This window comes from Candidatus Methanoperedens sp. (assembly GCA_027460525.1).
Taxonomy (GTDB): domain Archaea; phylum Halobacteriota; class Methanosarcinia; order Methanosarcinales; family Methanoperedenaceae; genus Methanoperedens.
Genome location: JAPZAS010000015.1, coordinates 226519 through 244776 on the forward strand (window position 1 = coordinate 226519; position 18258 = coordinate 244776).

Sequence of the window (18258 nt, forward strand, 5' to 3'; positions counted from 1 at the left end):
GGGAGATGAATTAATGAGTTCCATTGGAAAAGAATTTATGGAAAAAACAAAGTTCCAGTATCTTGACAGGTCTGACCAATCCAGTAACTTACCCCAGCCTCCATTAGAGATGGAATATATTGCGTCAAGACCGGTTATTGATCTTCCCGGGCATGAAAATATCAAAATAAGAAGCATTGACCTGAGGCAGGCAATTGAAGGTCGAAGAAGTATACGCAAGTATTCACAGCAACCATTAACAATTGAAGAACTGTCATATTTACTATGGGTTACACAGGGAGTGGTTCAGGTTACACCTGGAGCAACTTTCAGGAATGTGCCTTCTGCAGGTGCAAGACATGCTCTTGAAACATATCTGCTTATCAATAATGTCAGGGATGTTCCAGAAGGCATTTACAGATTTTTAGCTATTGATCACAAACTGGTGGAAATAAATACGGATCCAGACATAGCTGACAGGGTGACTGAAGGCTGTTTAGGACAGGATTTTATCAGGAAAAGTGCTGTGACTTTTATCTGGATAGCAGATGCGTATAGAATGAAATGGCGGTATGGAGAAAGAGGATACAGGTATCTTCACCTTGACGCAGGACATGCCTGCCAGAATCTGTATCTAAGTGCAGGCTCTTTAGATTGCGGTGTATGCGCCATTGCAGCTTTTTCAGATGATTATATGAACGATCTGCTTGAGCTTGATGGAGTGGAACAATTTGTAATATATATTGCAACTGTGGGGAAAAAATAAAGTCAGGTTTTAAAAATCAATTCCTTCCAGTTCATATCATGCTTTTTCCCCTACTTCAAGACTGCTTTCACAGGATACGTTTCAGATATTCTCCCACCAATATTGATGCTGGATAAAGGACTTCTTCTTCGGTCCTTGCGTGCAGGATCAATTTATCAGCAAATTGTCCATATTCCATTTTCTTCTCCTTCTTTGCCGCATCGATGAGATTCTTAAGAGCAGAGACTATCGCTTTGTGCTCATTGAGCATCTCCGGAAGTTCAGCTTTCAATCTGTTTGTCATCGTGAGGACATCTTTCATTTCAGTCGAGATTTTCCCTTCCGCCAAAGAAGATAATAATCCAAGCGGTGGCATTGCATATTCTTCTTCTTTTATAAAATGTGGATGCAAGATCTTCGCAACAGCTTTTGCAGAATCTCCAATCTTTCCGCCGACCTGGGTTGCCTTTGCGAGTTCGGCATGAAGCTCTTCATGCTCTAATTTCAATGATCTCGGTATAATGAATTCCATTTTCCAATCTCCTGATATTAATTTCATTTAGCGTTTTTATCTTCCTGCCAGAGTCCGAATAAATTATTTTCGGTATCAACACATATCGCAAGATAACCCCAGCCAGGCGCTGCTGTTTTGGGCGTGATGATATTACCACCCAGCTTCTTTACCTTTGTAATGTATTCTTCAACAGAGGGTACACCGATGTAGTTCATGATATTCTGTGCAGGCAATCTTCTTTTTCCCGTCCCGCCACCTACTGCTTGGTTCCCATTCAAATCTTTTGTCTCGATAAGGTAGAAGGCTATTGCCATCGGTACCTGATTGAATTTCCAATCAAACAGCTTTTTGTAGAATTTCTTCGCTCTTTCCAGATCATCTACAGGCAGGTCAAAATGAACAATTGTTGGCATTGCTAACTCCTCAATTTATATTATGTGTTTCAGGGTTAATATCTGTTGGTATAGACGTTGAAAGGAAAGTCCTTTTAAGTGGCTGGCTCTTCAACAAAAACGAAGATGTCTGAGATATAGTGAAATGCTTTTAATACACAATCTGGATAACCAGATAAAAACCATTGTCCGGGAAAAACCTAATGTTAATGTCCACTGACATTAATCCTAACCAACAATGCTCCTCAACAACGCGCCAACCAGGTAGGCTACGCTCGCTGCCAGTCCACCAACCAATAGCATCTCGAGCCCGCTTCTTAGGGGATTTAACTTGGTAACAGTTACTTTCGCAACCCCCAGCCCAAAGATTGTCAATGCCGATAATATAACGGATACTGTGAAGGCTTCGGTCGAAGAAATCGGGTAGAACAGTCCCAGCACGTAGACGATAAGCGGCATGAATCCAGCCAGGATGAAAGACACCAGCGTGGCCAGTGCACTGAATAACGGCTTTCGTTCGTCTTGCAGCATCCCGAGTTCGTTGATCATCATCGCTTTAACCCACCTCTCCGGGTCGCGGGCCTGGATATCAACGAGGCGGCGTGCATCATCCTCCGAATAACTGTGGCTTCGATAAACCTCGTAGAGTTCAGCCCGTTCGCCTTCCGGGAAATGTTCAACCTCCCAGGCTTCTCGCTGCCACTCCCGCTGGTAATACTCCTTTTCGCTCTTGGAAGAAAGGTACGCTCCTATGGCCATTGCAAAACCGTCTGCCAGCAAATTGGCCATGCCCAGGATAAGAACGATACTGATGCCCAGTTTGGCACCAGCCACGCCGCTGACTACTGCAAAGGTAGTAAGGATGCCGTCCAGCCCGCCATAGACCATGTTACCAATATAAACGTCGCTCGCCCCGCCATGCTGCTCTTTGGCTGCCTGGGCGATACGCTCAGGAGCATGCGCCAATGCTGATGCCTTAACATCACGCCGGGCGAATGCTTTACGCATTTCCTCGAGTCGTCTGGACTTAGTCATACCACACCTGCATACACTATGCGATCACGATACTAAAAACCTTATTAAAATCATGTATGGTGCAGTCTCTATCATGGCGATTTTACGCTCGTCTCTCCTCCGACCATCATTTCTTAGGTATTGGCTTTGGTTTAATGGGTTTCTTTTTCTCCTTATTTGGCATCTGCTTCCTCCTGACAATTTAAAGTCATGAATAATTTGATTTTCAGGATATGAACTTTTGTGTAACAACGTTGATGCTAAAGCTACTGCCAGAATGACAATGCAACACTCCGTAACATGCAGATTATTAAATCTGCGATTTCAATACCGTCATCCTCTCCAGCAGGTGATGGCGCCGCTCAATCGCTGAGGAGGCTGCCGCTGCCCTGTTTTCAGGTCTATAAGGCTGTATTTTTTTTAGGTATTGGGTATGCTGTCTTTTAAGGCGTATACGGGCAGGAGTATGAATGATATATTGCTGCTTGGGGGGAAAAGATACGGATTAAGCTTGGCAGAGAGCGTTTGAATATCGATAGAGCGGTATCTTAGCTCATTCTATATATGGTGGAAATAGAGTATCAACGCAAAAATGGTATATACAGGCCTCGTACGTCGTACGGGGTTTGTGACTTGTCCTATTTTCTCAAGCAGAGTATTGTTCAAGCTATTTTTTCTAACTTTCTTAGCATTCTTATTTTCTCAATTCCACCTTCAACTTCAGCAAGGCGCTCATAGAAAGTATTTGCCATGATTATCTGCGCGTCTATCAGAGGTCCGACCTCCCTGATCCAGATTGAGCGGGGATGTGCTTTTACAAATTTAGCCCATCGCTCGATATGCTCGGTATGAGTCATGTCTCTCATGATAAGCGCAACCTGCGGATATCCGCTTTTATCTTTTTGATCTCATTTTCATCAAGGACATCCGAATAGATGATCCGCAAATGCTTTGCATCATCCATGTCTTTTTCTGATCTTAGCAGTTCTTCCTTGAAAGCGATATTCATTTCAATACTTGAAAAATATAGCTCCAACCCTGTAAGAGGCAGTTTTTTCCTTGTCCGGATTTGATAATCATCCAGTTCGTCTTTTGCCAGTTTCAATTCCATTTCAGGGATAAAATGTCCTTTCCTGACATATCGCACGCTGGTCTTATCTTTTAAATAGTCATCATAAATTATTTCCGGATGTTCCGACTGTATGCATTCAAAACCTGCCTGCATAAGATCATTATGCATTTTTATGAACGCATCTTTTTTGATCCTTTCAATGATTATGTCCACATCTTCAGTTCCCCTGCTTCTTCCATGTGCAATAGCTACGAACCCTGAAACAATGACATATTTTGCATGATTTTCTACTACCTCAACAAAATCTTCGGCAAACGTATCAAGAATGGTACGCTCTTTTACTTCTCTTCTCATTCAGGTTATTCAATATATTTGCGAGATAATATGCCTTTCCACATGCCAAGAGATGCCAAAATGCAATGAATACGCGAACAGGTGCGCGGGGTTGTCTAAGGTGCTGTTCAGCAGACCTTTCTGGAAACACTCTACCATTTTCTTTTCAACCCGCTCCCGTGAAGACGTATATGAGGCAAACTATCAAGAAGTTCTCATGCACAGGTCTTACCGGAGCGGGCGAGCTCACCCTGCAACTGGGGCGACTGGAAAAGAACCGCGCGCCTCCAGGCAGAGACGGGCGCCGAACTGGATGCGCTGCTGCCGGCTGTGCTGGACAGGGCGTTTAAAGGGAGTTGTGATAGGGGGGTTGTTTCGGGAACATATCGGCGCCGGGAGATTAATATTTTTGAAGTGATATAGTTCGAAGGAGAGTAAAAAAAATGTCCATAGCGGGCTTGCTTCACAGCATCAAATCTTCCCGAAGCTACGAGAACCAGATTGTCCATGTTGAAGAGATAATTTCCAGGCAGCCAGAACACGCTTCCATCGAATTAAAGCCTTTAATCAACTATGCATTGGACAGGTCACATTATATTTATTATCAGTTTTGTTATCAAAACCTATTTACATTAATAAAAGGAAATAATCATTTACCATATCATGAATTGAATATGATATGGGGCACACTATGATGAGCTAGCGAGGAATCGGCAGAAGAGGCATATTGGAAAGGTTATTAAATTTCCAAGTTTCCCGGACGTAATTGTCCTGTGACCAGTCAAGGTCTAAAAGGAAGTGACTCGACTGTGATTTCTCCCAAATGGGTGCTTAAAGAAAGCGCGGGGAGCGCAATTTGCGGCGAAGCCAGAAATTTAATTGTGCGAGGGTGCTGCAAGCCCTGGGGGAAATAAGCAAGGGTCAGCTCATCAACCCCTACATGATTTGTTAATCATTTTTTATTTTAATATTAACACCTGTCTCATTGACCTTTGTGATAGATTACGTCTGAAAGAGTTGCCATATCAGTAACTGCTCCAGCATAAATGGAAGCTATTTTCACACTGAAGATATTGTTGTAATTATAGGTCTCACCCTCGGACAAAATCCTGTCATCTAATTCAGTTTCATTTCTATAAAGAGTAAGCCATATCTGTTTTGGGGTTGCTTTGGCGTCTATGGCATTAGCTTGGACCGACCAGCCATCACCAATATTCCAGGTCTCACCGACAGACAGAGTTTCTCTTGCCTCAGTACCTGTTCCCTCAACTGTTTGAGCTGGTGCGGTTGCCAAATATATATATACATTTCCAGTCTTTACCCCGCCATTTGAGGTTACGGTAATAGTTCCTTTATATTTCCCAGGATTCAGGTTGGCAGTATTGATGTAAAGAGAAACTGTGCCGGAATCAGTACCCTTTTCCGGGTATATCCTTATCCACGACGGCTCATCAGTGCTTACGCTCCAGCTCAGGTGCCCACCACCGGAATTTGATACCGATAATGTTTGATATCCAGAGTCCATTCCACTGGTGAGATCAAAATTTAAAGACGGCGGGTCCGGATATAGGGACAGAAGCGGAGGTCTGGTAATCCAGTATGCGGATATGCCGATGATAATAAACGCGGCATAGATAATTATACTTCTTATTTTTGAAGGCTCTTTCTTCACTGCATCTTCTTTCATTCCTCTCACCTCTTTAGCCACCACACCATGGAAACTTGCACCATTCCACGGAAAATTGTCTGTTTGTATATTCCTTCCAGATTAAAAGCCGTGCTATTTGACACTGCATAGATCTGCATGCTCTCCAGACCATTTCAAAGTCCAATTACTTTATTTAATATCACAGTTTCGGGTAGTCGATGTAACCCTTCTCCTCGCCCACGTAAAAGGTCGCAACATCCGCGGAATTAAGTGGAGCATTTTTCCTGAAACGCACAGGCAGATCTGGATTAGCCAAGAACAAAACTCCGAAAGAGATCAGGTCTGCATCGCCTTTTTCAATTGCTTCGTTTCCGCTGCGGGCATCGTAGCCGCCATTTAAAATGAGCGTGCCTTTGAATATGTCACGAATGATTGGAGCCAATCGCACATCTGGTGGCGTTGCCCCCATCCTGCCTCCGACTGGTTCCACCATGTGAAGATACCCGAGCCCGATATTGTTCAGTTCCTTTGCAAAATATGAAAAGATTTGACGCGGATTCGTATCAGACATTGAATAGTTCGAAAAGTGCGGAGAAATTCTGTATCCGACTCTATCCGCACCCCAAACACTGACGACCGCTTCTGTGACTTCGAGCGGAAGGCGTGCGCGATTCTGGAAACTTCCGCCGTACTTGTCTGTTCGTGTGTTTGAACCATCTCTCAGGAACTGGTCCAGCAGATATCCATTGGCACCGTGGATCTCCACACCATCGAAGCCAGCCGCCTTTGCATTCTGGGCACCTTTTCGAAATTGCTCAATAAGGTCAGGTATCTCATTTAATTCAAGAGCTCTTGGAGTCACAAATTTCTTTTTGCCCCCCACTGTATGAACTTCGCCATCGAAGGGAAGGGCAGAAGGTGCGACAGGTAATTCACCTCCAAGGAAATCAGGATGCGACACGCGTCCCACATGCCAGAGTTGGATGAAAATTTTTCCGTCTGCCTTATGAACGGCCTCGGTTACTTTCTTCCAACCTGCAACCTGTAAAGGTGAGTGAATTCCCGGGGTACGGACATAACCGACTCCCTGAGGGCTCACCTGCGACCCTTCAGTGATGATTGAACCTGCCGAGGCTCTTTGCCCGTAATAGGTGACGGCCAATGGATTAGGAACATTGCCAGAGAGCGCACGACAACGGGTCATCGGCGCCATAATGATTCGGTTGGAAAGATTGAGATCGCCCAATTTGCACTGAGAGAAAAGATTCATATTCGCCCCCTTCTCGCCTCCATTAAGTTAATGTCAGTAAAACAAATAAGACTTGTGTTTTGTATATTGGTTCTTAAAGTGAAGCAGTGTTTTCTTCATGTTCAAAACAATCTTACATCGTGAGTGTTCATTTTGCAGATACTCGAGTGCTCTCTTGCCTCTTTCAAGCCATCTGAAGAATTTTCTGATCAGGCTCTTGTAGTCCTGTTTTGTTCTTTCTTCCCTTTCCATGCGCTCAATACACCCTACCAGCATCATCATGTCCTGCTTAGAGATGCTTTTGAAATCTTGTCCTATCATTTCAGCCAGCACTTCAAGTTCGATCAGATGCTTCAGTACTCTGGCTATCTTCAGACCTTCTGCAAAGCAATAGCTCTCAAAATCAAAAATATGCTGTTTGTTTGCTTCGCTGATGCTTGAATTTCTTATTCTCTCTTCAGTTGCTTTGAGATTTCTTTCATGGTTGTACAACATCCTTACTTCACTCTCCGTTTCTATTCCTTAAACCCTCAGAAAGCAAAGTGAAAGTAATCCTGAAAAAAGAACGAATTTAACCTAGAATTAGATGCGAGAGATGGGATTTGAACCCACGGACGCCTTCGCGATTGGATCTTAAGTCCAACTCCTTTGGCCGCTTGGATACTCTCGCATATTGCACCTGCACCCTTGGCAGCTTGGTTACCCAAGCGTGGGGTCACGTTAAATATCCTTCGGGTTACTTTAAACTAACGCATTTCATTCTATTCTTCTGAAACCACAGAGGCACTGAGGCATGAAGATTTCTTGGAGGTTCGGTGTCTCTGCGTATCGTGGTGAGTATTTTATTCGGCAATATTATGTACCATTTAATTCAATTACTGTCCATGCCCCAATTCGTCACGTTCTCACGCAATGTCTTCATCCCGCTCACCAATATCTGCAGGAATAATTGCGCTTACTGCGGTTTCAGGCGGGAAATCGGGCACCCCGAGGCTAAGCTTCTTTCACCTTCGCAGGTAAAGGACATACTTACGAAAGGCGCACGTTCTGGCTGCTCCGAGGCGCTTTTCACGTTTGGCGAGAAGCCGGAAGAAGTTCGGGGCTTCAAGGCATGGCTTTCCAGGCTTGGATATGGTACCATTATTGATTATCTTGCAGAAATGTGCAGGCTTTCGATACGCCTCGGGCTTTTGCCCCACAGCAACCCGGGCTTGCTTGAAAGCTCAGAGTTTGAAAAATTGAAACCATACAATGCAAGCATGGGGCTCATGCTTGAGACCGCGGGAATTATCAAGGGGCATGAAGGCTGCAAAGGCAAGATTCCCTCAATGCGTATAAGAACTATTGAGATAGCAGGCGAACTCGGCATCCCCTTTACCACAGGCATACTTGTGGGAATTGGGGAAACATGGGAAGACAGGGTGAACTCGATTCATACGATAAAGAAACTCCACGCAAGGTTCGGGCACATCCAGGAAGTAATACTCCAGAATTTTGTCCCCAAACCCGGAACCAGAATGGCTTTGCGGCAAGCCCCTGGATTAGAGGAGATGAAAAAGACGGTCTCCATGGCAAGAGAGATACTTCCTGACGATGTGGCAATACAGGTTTCACCCAACCTTATTCCCCCGGGAGAACTGGTGAGGTGCGGCGCCTCTGACCTCGGAGGCATATCGCCAGACACCATCGATTATATCAATCCTGAATCCCCATGGCCGAATGTTTCAGAACTTCAATCCATGGTGGATCTCCCCCTGCGGGAGCGGTTGCCCATATATCCGCAATACGTGAAAAAAAGGTGGTACAGTGAAGAGATTTCATCTCTCATCCGGGAACTTTCTGATGCAGAAGGTTTTCGGAAAACATATAAATGAGTAACGCGTAAAGACTGCAAAATTCTGGTGGTACTATACAGAAATTACAGAGCATCCAGGAATTGCGCAGCATCCGCGATGATTTGCACATCCGAGCCGAAGCAGGAGAGTGCACGCTGGATGATGCACTCACCCTCTATGATAAACCTTCTTTTCTTTTCTCCCTTGCAGATAAACTTCGCAAAAAAGCGGTCGGTGACACGGTCACGTATGTGATTAACAGGAACATCAATTTTACGAACAGGTGCACCGGGACATGCAAATTCTGCGCATTCAGAAGGGATGACGGATATATCATGTCCCTCCCGGAGATTCTTGAAAAAACAAAAGCTGCAGCTGATATTAATGCCACGGAGATATGCATCCAGGGGGGGCTTCTTCCGGACTGGGATGTTTTCAACTACTGCGAGATCCTTGAGTGCATCAAGGAAGAATTTCCAGAAATACATCTGCATGCCTTTTCCCCCATGGAAGTATTTCATGCTGCGCGGAACAGCAATATGAGTTTGAAAGAGACTTTATCCTGCCTTAAAAAATCGGGTCTTGGCTCGATGCCTGGAACGGCGGCTGAGATACTCGTGGACAGGGTAAGGGAAGAGATCTGCCCTGATAAGCTTACCGCGCATGAATGGATGAGTGTTATCAAGACCGCCCACAGGTTAGGTATTCCAACCACAGCCACAATCATGTATGGACATATCGAGACCCTGCAGGAAAGGATTGAGCATCTGCTTATAATACGGGAACTGCAGAAGAAAACAGGCGGGTTTACGGAATTTGTCCCTCTCCCCTTCATGGCTAATAACAACAGGCTGGGGGTGGGAATAAAAGTTTCCCGCGGGATTGAGGATTTGAAATTGCATGCGCTTGCAAGGGTGCTTCTTTACCCCTATATCATGAATATCCAGGCAAGCTGGGTGAAACTCGGTAAAAAACTGGCGCAATCCGCCCTCGATTGCGGCGCAAACGACCTTGGAGGAACACTGATGGAAGAAAAAATCTCAAAGAGCGCCGGGGGGACGAGCGGCGAGTACATGGCGCCGCAGGAGTTTGAATTTTTGATTAACGGAATAAACCGTGTGTCGCGGCAGCGCGATACGTTGTACAGGGTTGTTAGTGGTTAGTTCTGGTAAATGGAAAAACAAGCGTTAATGGGCCCGCGGAGATTCGAACTCCGGATCTCCGCTGTGTAAGAGCGACGTCATAGCCGACTAGACCACGGGCCCTTCTGCGCTAAGATGTTGTTTGAGGTATATAGTTTTTTATGTTTTATGGAAAAACCCGTACACTGCCTCAGCATCCCTTCTCTTAATACCCGGTACTTTTTCGATATCGGAAACCTGAGCCTTTTTCAATTCCTCAACCGACCCGAAATACCGAAGAAGCGCCCGTTTCTTCTTCTCCCCAATCCCCGCTATCCCGTCAAGCTCCGATTCCCTGAGCTTCTTTCCCCGCAGTTTCCTGTGATATCCGAGTGCGAACCTGTGCGCTTCGTCCCTGATTCTTTGCAGTAGCTGAAGGGCAGGCGAATCCTTTGGCAGAATTATGGGAGCTTCCCTTTCAGGGATGAAAATATATTCAAACTCTTTTGCAAGTGCTGCTGCATTCAGCTCCATCCCGAGTTTGGAAAGCGCAGACATGGCAGAATTTAACTGTCCCTTCCCTCCGTCGATCAATATCAGGTCTGGCAATTTTTTCCCTTCCTCCTTGCGGCGGGAATAAGCTCGTGCCACCACTTCCTCCATCATGGCAAAATCATCCGCCCCCTGTACTGTCTTTATCTTAAAGCGCCTGTAATTTTTCTTATCAGGCTCTCCGTTATTGAATACCACAAGCGAACCTGTTGCATCCGTGCCCCCGATGTTTGAGATATCAAAAGCTTCGATTATGGAGGGAGGAACAGGCAGGGCAAGGGCTTTTTGCAGACCCAAAAGCGCCTCATTTTTGCCTTGGCTTTCAGCAAGCATTGTCTGGTTAAGGAGCATCCTGGCATTTTCCCGGGCAAGGTTCATGAGCCCTCTTTCGACTTTGTTCTTTGGAGTTTTAAGCTTTGAACCCTTTTCAGAGAGCCAGCGCAAAATGGATTCATCCTTTATTTCGCTCGGGATTATAATTTCTTCAGGGGGAGCAGTATCCTGATAGTACTGCTTGATAAAGCTCGACACCACTTCTGCTTCATCTGAGCCAGCCGTGTTCAGAGAAAACGTGTCCCGTCCTTTAAGTTTTCCTTCGCTTATGTGGAAAAGCTGCAGGCATCCGGTGTTATCCGACACTGCATACGCAATTACATCCTGCGCTTTTTGACCCGGACCGCTCACGCGCTGCTTTTCAGAAAGTTCCTGCAATGCATTGATCTGGTCGCGGATGCGGGCAGCTGCCTCGTAGTCCTGCATCTGTGACAATCTGTCCATCTCTTCTTTCATATCATGGATTAGCTGGCTGCGCTTTCCTTTGAGGAAGTAGGCGACGTTTTTTATAATATCAAGATACTCCTCTTTCGTCACCTCTCCGAGACAGGGAGCAGCGCATTGTTTTATGTAATAGTTAAGACACGGCGGGCATGGGAGCTTTTTCCGACAGCGCCTGATGCCGAAACCTGAAGCCATTCGTATCAGTTTCCTCACTGCCTTTGAACTTGGGTAGGGTCCGAAATACTGCGCCCCATCCTGCTCCCGCCTTCGGGCGATGCAGATGCGGGGATACTCTTCGTTGGTGATCTTGATATACGGATACGCCTTATCATCGCGCAGGCGAACATTATAGCGCGGTCTGTGTTCTTTTATGAGGTTCGATTCCAGTACCAGTGCCTCGACCTCGTTCTCGGTCACGATATATTCGAAATCCTCTAAATTCCTCACAAGCATGCGGTTTTTGGGCGACTCCTGCTCCCTGAAATACTGACTAACACGGTCGCGCAGCGAGGCGGCTTTTCCGACGTATATTACCTTGTTTTCCCTGTCTTTCATAAGGTAAACGCCGGGTTGGCTTGGCAGTTTTTTTGCGTCTTCGATGGTTTTGATCATACCTTCACTGATATATAGCACAATAAGGGATTGATGTGCAATGCTATACGTAATAATCTTTATTTAAAGATAGGTTCATCTTTATAGTATGTCCGAAGCAATACCTGCTGTTTACGAGGATGGCAAGTTCAAACCACTTCAAAAAGTTAATCTTCCAGAGCATAAACACGTGCATCTAATACTTATACCAGAGGAAGAGGCAGCGCTGCTGAACTCTCAGAAAAAGGAATTATCAAAGATAGTTGGCATAGGGAGAAGTGGTAAAACTGATGTTGCTCGAAAGAATGACCGATATATCTATTGAAGGAATTTTTTTCCACAAAAGATATTATGAAAAATTATAATATAAAAGAAATAGAAATTACATCGTGTGTCGATTACATTCAAAAAATTGGCGCGCTGGATTTAAAGTTGGATTTGGAAGGAAAAGGCTCATTAGTCTTATACAGAGGACAAGAAGAAGATTGGGGTCTTTTACCTAAAATTGGTCGAGATACGTATTTGTCATCCGATATTTTAAAAAAAGAAGAAAAAATCATTACAGAATTTCAAAGACTCGCCTATCCACATCTGGATATCAATTTAAAGGATAATGATTGGGATTTGCTCGCTCTAGCGCAGCATCACAGGTTACCAACAAGATTATTAGATTGGACGGAATATCCATTAGCTGCTTTATGGTTTGCATTCGCAAAAGAAAATAGGAATTATTCAAATAGATATGTTTGGTCTTTTATTGTTAAAGAAAATGAATTGGGGAATGCAAATAATGGATTTCCATATAATCAACCACGAACAATAGTTTTTAAACCCAATCATATTACTAAAAGAATTACTGCGCAAAACGGTTGGTTTACAGTTCACAAATTTGTTGAAAAAAAGAAAAAGTTTGTGCCATTAAATGAAAATAGAATATATTATAAAAGGCTAACTAAGTTTATAATTCCAGAATCTTTAAGGGATGATATTTTAATTAGTTTAGACAGATTGGGAATAAATTCCTTTTCTTTATTTCCAGATTTAGATGGTCTTAGTGATTATTTGGATTGGAAAAACTTTAAAAGAAAGAGCTTCCGAGACTTTCTTCTTTTCTCTTCTCGCCGTTCAACTTAAATAACTCAGCCACCGTATCCAGGAACCGCTCATCGCCATGCTTCGCCGCATCCCTGAGAATCTTCGTGAACTCGGCAAGAGTCCGTCTCGCAAAGAATGCGTTATGTCGTCCAGAACTATACACTTCTATATCCATCCAGCACTTTCCTCAGATAATTACCCGTATAAGACCCCTCTATCCTCGCCACCTTTTCAGGCGTCCCTTCCGCAATAATCCTCCCGCCGTTATCCCCGCCTTCAGGACCGAGGTCTATTATGTGGTCAGCCACTTTTATCACATCAAGATTGTGCTCAATCACCACCACGCTGTTCCCTGCGTCCACGAGCCGCGAGAGCATGTCCAGCAGCTTCTGTATGTCTGCGAAATGCAGTCCTGTCGTTGGCTCATCCAGTATGTAGAGCGTCCTTCCCGTACTTCTTTTACTGAGCTCTGTGGAAAGCTTGACCCGCTGCGCCTCTCCTCCTGAAAGAGTGGTTGCAGCCTGCCCCAGCCTGATATACCCGAGCCCCACGTCAAAAAGGGTCGCAAGCTGGCGTTTTATTTTGGGAATATTCTCGAAAAACGCAAGTGTTTCCTCAACCGTCATGTCCAGCACCTGCGCTATATTCTTGCCTTTGTATGTTATTTCAAGCGTCTCGCTGTTGAAACGGTTCCCGTGGCAAACCTCGCACGGCACATAAACATCGGGAAGGAAATGCATCTCGATGGTGATGATCCCGTCCCCGCCGCATGCTTCGCATCTACCACCCTTGACATTGAAACTGAACCTCCCGGGTAGATAACCCCGCGCCTTTGATGAAGGAAGTTTGGCAAATAAATCCCGTACCGGAGTGAATATACCGGTGTACGTGGCAGGGTTTGAACGCGGCGTCCTGCCGATCGGGGACTGGTCTATTATTATAACTTTATCTATATTTTCCAGCCCTATGATACCCCTGTGCTTCCCTGGCTTTTCTTTTGCATGGTAGAATTTCTGCGCCAGCGCCCTGTAAAGAATGTCGTTCACAAGCGTGCTCTTGCCCGAGCCTGATACACCCGTGACTGCGGTCATCACACCAAGAGGTATGGTGACGTCTATCTGCTTGAGGTTATTCTCGCCCGCCCCCACGATGGTTATTTTACCATTCGGTCTTCTTCTCTTCGCCGGTATAGTTATCACCTTCTCATGGCTGAGATACTTCCCTGTAAGTGAATTTTCGCATCCGATCACATCTTCCTGGCTTCCCGTCACCACGACTTCCCCGCCGTGCACTCCCGCTCCCGGTCCCATATCCACGATAAAATCTGCGCTCCTTATCATCTCCTCGTCGTGCTCCACTACTATTACCGTGTTCCCGAGGTCGCGAAGCTGCGTTAGCATATGTATCAGCCTTCCGTTATCCCGCTGATGGAGACCGATGCTGGGTTCGTCCAGAATGTAAAGCACACCGACAAGGCTTGAGCCTATCTGCGTGGCAAGCCGTATTCTCTGGCTTTCGCCGCCTGAGAGGGTGCCAGCCGCCCTGTCAAGCGTGAGGTAATTAAGACCGACATCCATAAGGAATCCAAGTCTTGCACGAAGCTCCTTCATAATGGGCTTTGAGATTATTGCCTCTTTTTGACTGAACTTGATGGTATCAAGAAACTCCAGTGCTTTTTTCACGGACAAACGGGTTGTGGCAATGATGGATTTATCCGCAATCGTGACCGCGAGGCTGGAGGGTTTGAGCCGCTCTCCATTGCACACGGTACAGGGTTTGATGCTCATGTATTGCTGGATATTCTCCCGTGCCTCTTCGGACTGGGATTCCCTGTATTTTCTTGCCAGATGGGCTATTACCCCTTCAAAACTGCTCCAGTGTTCCCAGAGCCCGTCGCGGTCGCGCGGCACGTACCTGAAGAGAATCTGCTCGCTTCCCCCGTGCAGTATCACGCGCACATGCTCAGGTTTCAATTCCGAGAACGGCGTATCGAGTGAGAAGCCGTAATGTTTTGCAACGGACGCAAGCATCTGGCGGTAATATCCATAGTCGCCCCACGGTTCGATGGCTCCCTGGCTTATGGATTTACTTTTATCGGGTATTATGAGGTCAGGGTCAAACTCCATCGTGTTTCCAAGCCCCTGGCACGAGGGACATGCGCCTCTCGGGCTGTTGAAGGAGAACATATTGGGTTCAAGCGGCTCAAAACTGATCCCGCATTTCGCGCATGCGGCATGCTCGCTGAAGAGAAGCTCCTTGCCTCCGATGACATCCACTACCACAATGCCGTTTCCCTCTTTCAGGGCTGTAGCCACAGAATCGGAAAGTCGTTCCCCTATCCCGGCTTTTATTGCCAGCCTGTCCACCACAACGTCAATATCGTGCTTCTGCTGCTTGTTAAGGATTATTTCTTCTGAGAGTTCATGCATTTTGCCGTCAATACGAACACGGGCAAAGCCTGATTTGGCAAGGTCCTCGAACATCTGCTTGTATTCGCCTTTCCTCTGTCTGGAGAGCGGAGCGAGTATGTGTATTTTCGTGCCCTCGGCAAGTGCCATCACCCTCCCTACAATCTGCTCCACTGTCTGCGGCGCAATCTCACTGCCGCAGTTGGGGCAGTGCTGCTTCCCTATCCTTGCATACAGAAGGCGCAGGTAATCGTATATCTCCGTGACTGTACCTACCGTCGAACGGGGGTTCTTGCTCGTGGATTTCTGCTCGATGGAGATGGCAGGCGATAAACCTTCGATATATTCAACATCAGGTTTGTCCATCTGCCCCAGGAACTGCCTGGCGTAGGCTGACAGCGATTCGACATACCTGCGCTGTCCTTCGGCATACAATGTGTCGAAGGCAAGAGATGATTTCCCCGACCCTGAAAGCCCTGTTATCACTATCAGCTTGTTCCTCGGGAGCTCAAGGTCTATGTTCTTGAGGTTGTGGACGCGGGCGCCTTTTATTATGATTTTGTCTGCTGACATGAAAAGAATGGTATTGCTATATTGGCATGCGATGGTTAAAATATTATGGGATACTTTATAGGCACACTTGAAACCTGAAATCGAAAACTATTTTTATGTTGAGCATAATTATAGACTGCTATTATTTTAGGATAGCTTTTATATAAATCATTACTATCAATAAAATCATGGATGTGAAATATAGTGTTTGAAGATAAAGAAGCACCTGGTAATGTTCCTCTGAGATTCAGCGAATATCTCAGGGTGCTGAAGCTGACAAGGAAACCAACGAGAGAAGAATTTACTGTAATAGCAAAAGTAGCAGGTGCTGGCATACTCTTGGTGGGATTGATCGGGTTTATCATATACCTGTTAATAACCGTAGTGCCGGGATGGTTAAAATGAACGAGGAAGCACAGAATGAAGCAGCCATCTATGTTGTAAAGACAACGGCGAATCAGGAAAGAACGGTGGCGAATCTTATTGAGAAAGTAGCTAAAAAGGAGAAGCTTGGAATCTATGCAATCCTGGCGCCCGATGAGTTAAAGGGATATGTTCTTATAGAGGCTGAAGGACCGGAAGTGGTGGACCAGGTCATTGCGAACGTGCCTCATGCGAGGACACTTGTGAAAGGTCAGTCCAGTTTTGCTGAGATTGCGCATTTCCTGATACCCAAACTTACAGTTACAGGTATTACCGAAGGAAGCATTGTGGAACTTATATCAGGTCCTTTCAAGGGAGAAAAAGCAAGAGTGAAAAGGATAGATACAACTCATGAAGAGATTACAGTTGAACTGTTTGAGGCGATGGTACCCATCCCTGTTACAGTTCGCGGTGATAATGTTAGAATATTGAAACGAGAGGAAGAAGAGAAATAATAATAGGAGAATTAAAAAATGGTAAGCGTTGTAGAAGCATTAGTTCCCGGCGGGCAAGCAACCCCGGGTCCGCCGCTGGGACCGTCGCTTGGTCCGCTCGGCGTGAATGTAAAGGCAATCATAGACAAGATCAATGAACAGACAAAAGCGTTCAGCGGAATGCAGGTTCCGGTTAAGGTTATCGTGGACGATAAGAAACAATTCACGGTACAGGTTGGAACCCCGCCGACGTCTGCACTCATAAAGAAAGAGCTTGGTATCGAGACCGGCTCGGGAACCCCGAACACCAACACAGTGGGCAATATTACCGTGAAGCAGGCAGTGAAGATTGCGCGCATGAAGAAGACCGATACCCTTGCAAAGTCCTTGAAAAATGCAGTTAAAGAAATCGTGGGTTCATGTGTTCCACTGGGTGTGACTTTTGAGGGCTTGAAGCCAAAAGAAGCAATCGCAGCCATTAATAGCGGAAAATTCGACTCTGAGCTATCAGAGCCGCTATAATTTTTTTTATACTTGTTACAGGTCTTTTTTAAAATAACAATTAGAACATTGGTTAGCTTATCCCCACATCCGCCTTGTTGTCCGTGATGTGCAGGTAGACCAGCCCGCCCGGGGAGTAGTAGTTGATGTACATGGTGGAGCTGGGGTAAATATTTTGACCTACTGGATAGCATTGGGAAAAAGAAAAGTCACCATTTTGCGCCATTTCCTGGATGTAGTGCTGGGTTACGTTGTAAAAACTTTGCGTGTTATAGGGATATGTTGTATTGATTACCCGATCTGTCCATGAAAAAGCAGGATTACTGAATTGGCTTCCACCACCTGCAATTTGACTAGGAGTACAGCCTTGGCCAGAGGTGGAGCCTACTCCATTTTTCGTATATGTAAAGTTATTACTTTTGTTCAACAAGTCTATATAAACATATCCATCGGGTTGCACGGTAAAATTTAATGTATTTTGCCATGCCTCAACAGGTGCACTTTGTCCAGCTTCTTGATAACCAATCTGCAGCATAAATGAATTACCATATTCTTTTAAGTAGAATATCAATTTCTTGCTGTCATCAGAGCCTGCGCGAATATCCCAGTCTAAATTATGCCCTGCAGGCTTAAGTTTGAAGCTGAAATTACTAAGCGGCGTGGGGTTGCTGCCAGCAAGCCCCCTGAATGCAATAGTAGTGGGTATATAAGAATTCATTATTCCTTCATAGGAAGGATAAACCGTAAGTGCCATACCGACTGTATGGTTTTTTGGATCTTCCGAAACGATTCCTGTCGAGCTCACACTTCTGATATAGTCAGCCCATGCATCGTAGAAATCGCTTGTGATATTCACATAAACGTTTCCGATTTGGGAGTAGTTCACAGGATTTGTCCGGTTAGCGTATGTGGCATTGTTCACAAGGTAAGTGAGCGTGATGGTTGGATTGTCCCAATGGACCTCGACTATGCCATGTGGAGGCCCAGCCACGTCCGCGGTGCTTAAATTTGCGCTTAATAACA

The 18258-nt window shown here is 45.5% G+C and carries 20 protein-coding genes, 2 tRNA genes and 1 pseudogene; 9 read left to right on the plus strand and 14 right to left on the minus strand.

What is annotated here, in order from left to right:
* Positions 1–13: 13 nt before the first annotated feature.
* On the plus strand, positions 14–745 hold the full coding sequence (locus O8C68_05730) for a SagB/ThcOx family dehydrogenase (GenBank protein MCZ7395303.1): 732 nt from the start codon (positions 14–16) through the stop codon (positions 743–745).
* 67 nt (positions 746–812) lie between these two features.
* Here O8C68_05730 and O8C68_05735 read toward each other — a convergent pair whose 3' ends face one another.
* The 5 genes from O8C68_05735 to O8C68_05755 all read right to left on the minus strand — a co-directional run bounded on the left by O8C68_05735 (position 813) and on the right by O8C68_05755 (position 4070).
* On the minus strand, positions 813–1256 hold the full coding sequence (locus O8C68_05735) for a hemerythrin domain-containing protein (protein ID MCZ7395304.1): 444 nt from the start codon (positions 1254–1256) through the stop codon (positions 813–815).
* 23 nt (positions 1257–1279) lie between these two features.
* Positions 1280–1651: a VOC family protein gene (locus O8C68_05740; GenBank protein ID MCZ7395305.1), complete on the minus strand. Its 372-nt coding sequence runs from the start codon at positions 1649–1651 to the stop codon at positions 1280–1282.
* 207 nt (positions 1652–1858) lie between these two features.
* Positions 1859–2665 carry a VIT1/CCC1 transporter family protein gene (locus O8C68_05745; protein ID MCZ7395306.1) on the minus strand — a complete coding sequence of 269 codons (807 nt, stop codon included), beginning with the start codon at positions 2663–2665 and terminating at the stop codon, positions 1859–1861.
* 641 nt (positions 2666–3306) lie between these two features.
* On the minus strand, positions 3307–3510 hold the full coding sequence (locus O8C68_05750) for a hypothetical protein (GenBank protein ID MCZ7395307.1): 204 nt from the start codon (positions 3508–3510) through the stop codon (positions 3307–3309).
* Positions 3507–4070, minus strand: a complete 564-nt coding sequence (locus O8C68_05755; protein MCZ7395308.1) for a hypothetical protein — start codon at positions 4068–4070, stop codon at positions 3507–3509. Before O8C68_05755 ends, O8C68_05750 begins: the two co-directional genes overlap by 4 nt.
* A 170-nt stretch (positions 4071–4240) precedes the next feature.
* Between O8C68_05755 and O8C68_05760 the strand changes: the two genes are divergently transcribed.
* Positions 4241–4399, plus strand: coding sequence for a hypothetical protein (locus O8C68_05760; GenBank protein ID MCZ7395309.1), 159 nt, complete (start codon positions 4241–4243; stop codon positions 4397–4399).
* Between the two features lie 632 nt (positions 4400–5031).
* Here O8C68_05760 and O8C68_05765 read toward each other — a convergent pair.
* The 4 genes from O8C68_05765 to O8C68_05780 all read right to left on the minus strand — a co-directional run bounded on the left by O8C68_05765 (position 5032) and on the right by O8C68_05780 (position 7616).
* The gene (locus O8C68_05765) at positions 5032–5736 is read right to left on the minus strand and encodes an S-layer protein domain-containing protein (GenBank protein ID MCZ7395310.1); all 705 of its coding nucleotides are present in this window, start codon (positions 5734–5736) and stop codon (positions 5032–5034) included.
* A gap of 160 nt (positions 5737–5896) precedes the next feature.
* On the minus strand, positions 5897–6967 hold the full coding sequence (locus O8C68_05770) for an alkene reductase (GenBank protein ID MCZ7395311.1): 1071 nt from the start codon (positions 6965–6967) through the stop codon (positions 5897–5899).
* A gap of 33 nt (positions 6968–7000) precedes the next feature.
* On the minus strand, positions 7001–7441 hold the full coding sequence (locus O8C68_05775) for a hypothetical protein (GenBank protein MCZ7395312.1): 441 nt from the start codon (positions 7439–7441) through the stop codon (positions 7001–7003).
* Between the two features lie 92 nt (positions 7442–7533).
* Positions 7534–7616 (minus strand) — tRNA-Leu (locus tag O8C68_05780).
* Positions 7617–7830: 214 nt separating this feature from the next.
* Here O8C68_05780 and cofG point away from each other — a divergent pair.
* The gene (cofG, locus tag O8C68_05785; GenBank protein ID MCZ7395313.1) at positions 7831–8820 is read left to right on the plus strand and encodes a 7,8-didemethyl-8-hydroxy-5-deazariboflavin synthase subunit CofG; all 990 of its coding nucleotides are present in this window, start codon (positions 7831–7833) and stop codon (positions 8818–8820) included.
* Between the two features lie 83 nt (positions 8821–8903).
* Entirely contained in the window at positions 8904–9944 is a 1041-nt protein-coding gene (cofH, locus tag O8C68_05790; GenBank protein ID MCZ7395314.1) for a 5-amino-6-(D-ribitylamino)uracil--L-tyrosine 4-hydroxyphenyl transferase CofH, read from the plus strand.
* Between the two features lie 28 nt (positions 9945–9972).
* On the opposite strand, the gene O8C68_05795 is transcribed toward cofH, so the two are convergent.
* A tRNA-Val gene (locus O8C68_05795) sits at positions 9973–10046 on the minus strand.
* A gap of 36 nt (positions 10047–10082) precedes the next feature.
* Positions 10083–11843 carry an excinuclease ABC subunit UvrC gene (gene uvrC / locus O8C68_05800; protein MCZ7395315.1) on the minus strand — a complete coding sequence of 587 codons (1761 nt, stop codon included), beginning with the start codon at positions 11841–11843 and terminating at the stop codon, positions 10083–10085.
* 88 nt (positions 11844–11931) lie between these two features.
* Between uvrC and O8C68_05805 the strand changes: the two genes are divergently transcribed.
* Both O8C68_05805 and O8C68_05810 read left to right on the plus strand, forming a co-directional pair.
* Positions 11932–12147 carry an antitoxin family protein gene (locus O8C68_05805; GenBank protein ID MCZ7395316.1) on the plus strand — a complete coding sequence of 72 codons (216 nt, stop codon included), beginning with the start codon at positions 11932–11934 and terminating at the stop codon, positions 12145–12147.
* 26 nt (positions 12148–12173) lie between these two features.
* Complete coding sequence (locus tag O8C68_05810) at positions 12174–12956, plus strand: FRG domain-containing protein (protein MCZ7395317.1); 783 nt, start codon at positions 12174–12176, stop codon at positions 12954–12956.
* Here O8C68_05810 and O8C68_05815 read toward each other — a convergent pair.
* Together O8C68_05815 and uvrA are read right to left on the minus strand one after the other, a co-directional pair.
* Positions 12901–13092: a hypothetical protein gene (locus tag O8C68_05815; GenBank protein ID MCZ7395318.1), complete on the minus strand. Its 192-nt coding sequence runs from the start codon at positions 13090–13092 to the stop codon at positions 12901–12903. The two genes, O8C68_05810 and O8C68_05815, sit on opposite strands and share 56 nt — an antisense overlap.
* Entirely contained in the window at positions 13073–15898 is a 2826-nt protein-coding gene (gene uvrA, locus O8C68_05820) for an excinuclease ABC subunit UvrA (protein ID MCZ7395319.1), read from the minus strand. The genes O8C68_05815 and uvrA overlap by 20 nt, the downstream gene beginning before the upstream one ends.
* A 234-nt stretch (positions 15899–16132) precedes the next feature.
* On the opposite strand from uvrA, the pseudogene O8C68_05825 reads away from it, so the two are divergent.
* From O8C68_05825 to O8C68_05835, 3 genes and pseudogenes are all read left to right on the plus strand, one after another.
* Positions 16133–16282: pseudogene (locus O8C68_05825) on the plus strand (protein translocase SEC61 complex subunit gamma).
* Positions 16279–16755, plus strand: a complete 477-nt coding sequence (locus O8C68_05830) for a transcription elongation factor Spt5 (protein MCZ7395320.1) — start codon at positions 16279–16281, stop codon at positions 16753–16755. The pseudogene O8C68_05825 and the gene O8C68_05830 overlap by 4 nt, the downstream one beginning before the upstream one ends.
* Before the next feature lie 18 nt (positions 16756–16773).
* Positions 16774–17256, plus strand: coding sequence for a 50S ribosomal protein L11 (locus tag O8C68_05835; protein ID MCZ7395321.1), 483 nt, complete (start codon positions 16774–16776; stop codon positions 17254–17256).
* A gap of 52 nt (positions 17257–17308) precedes the next feature.
* Here O8C68_05835 and O8C68_05840 read toward each other — a convergent pair.
* Positions 17309–18258, minus strand: a 950-nt coding sequence (locus O8C68_05840; protein MCZ7395322.1) for a hypothetical protein, incomplete at its 5' end; no start/stop codon positions are given.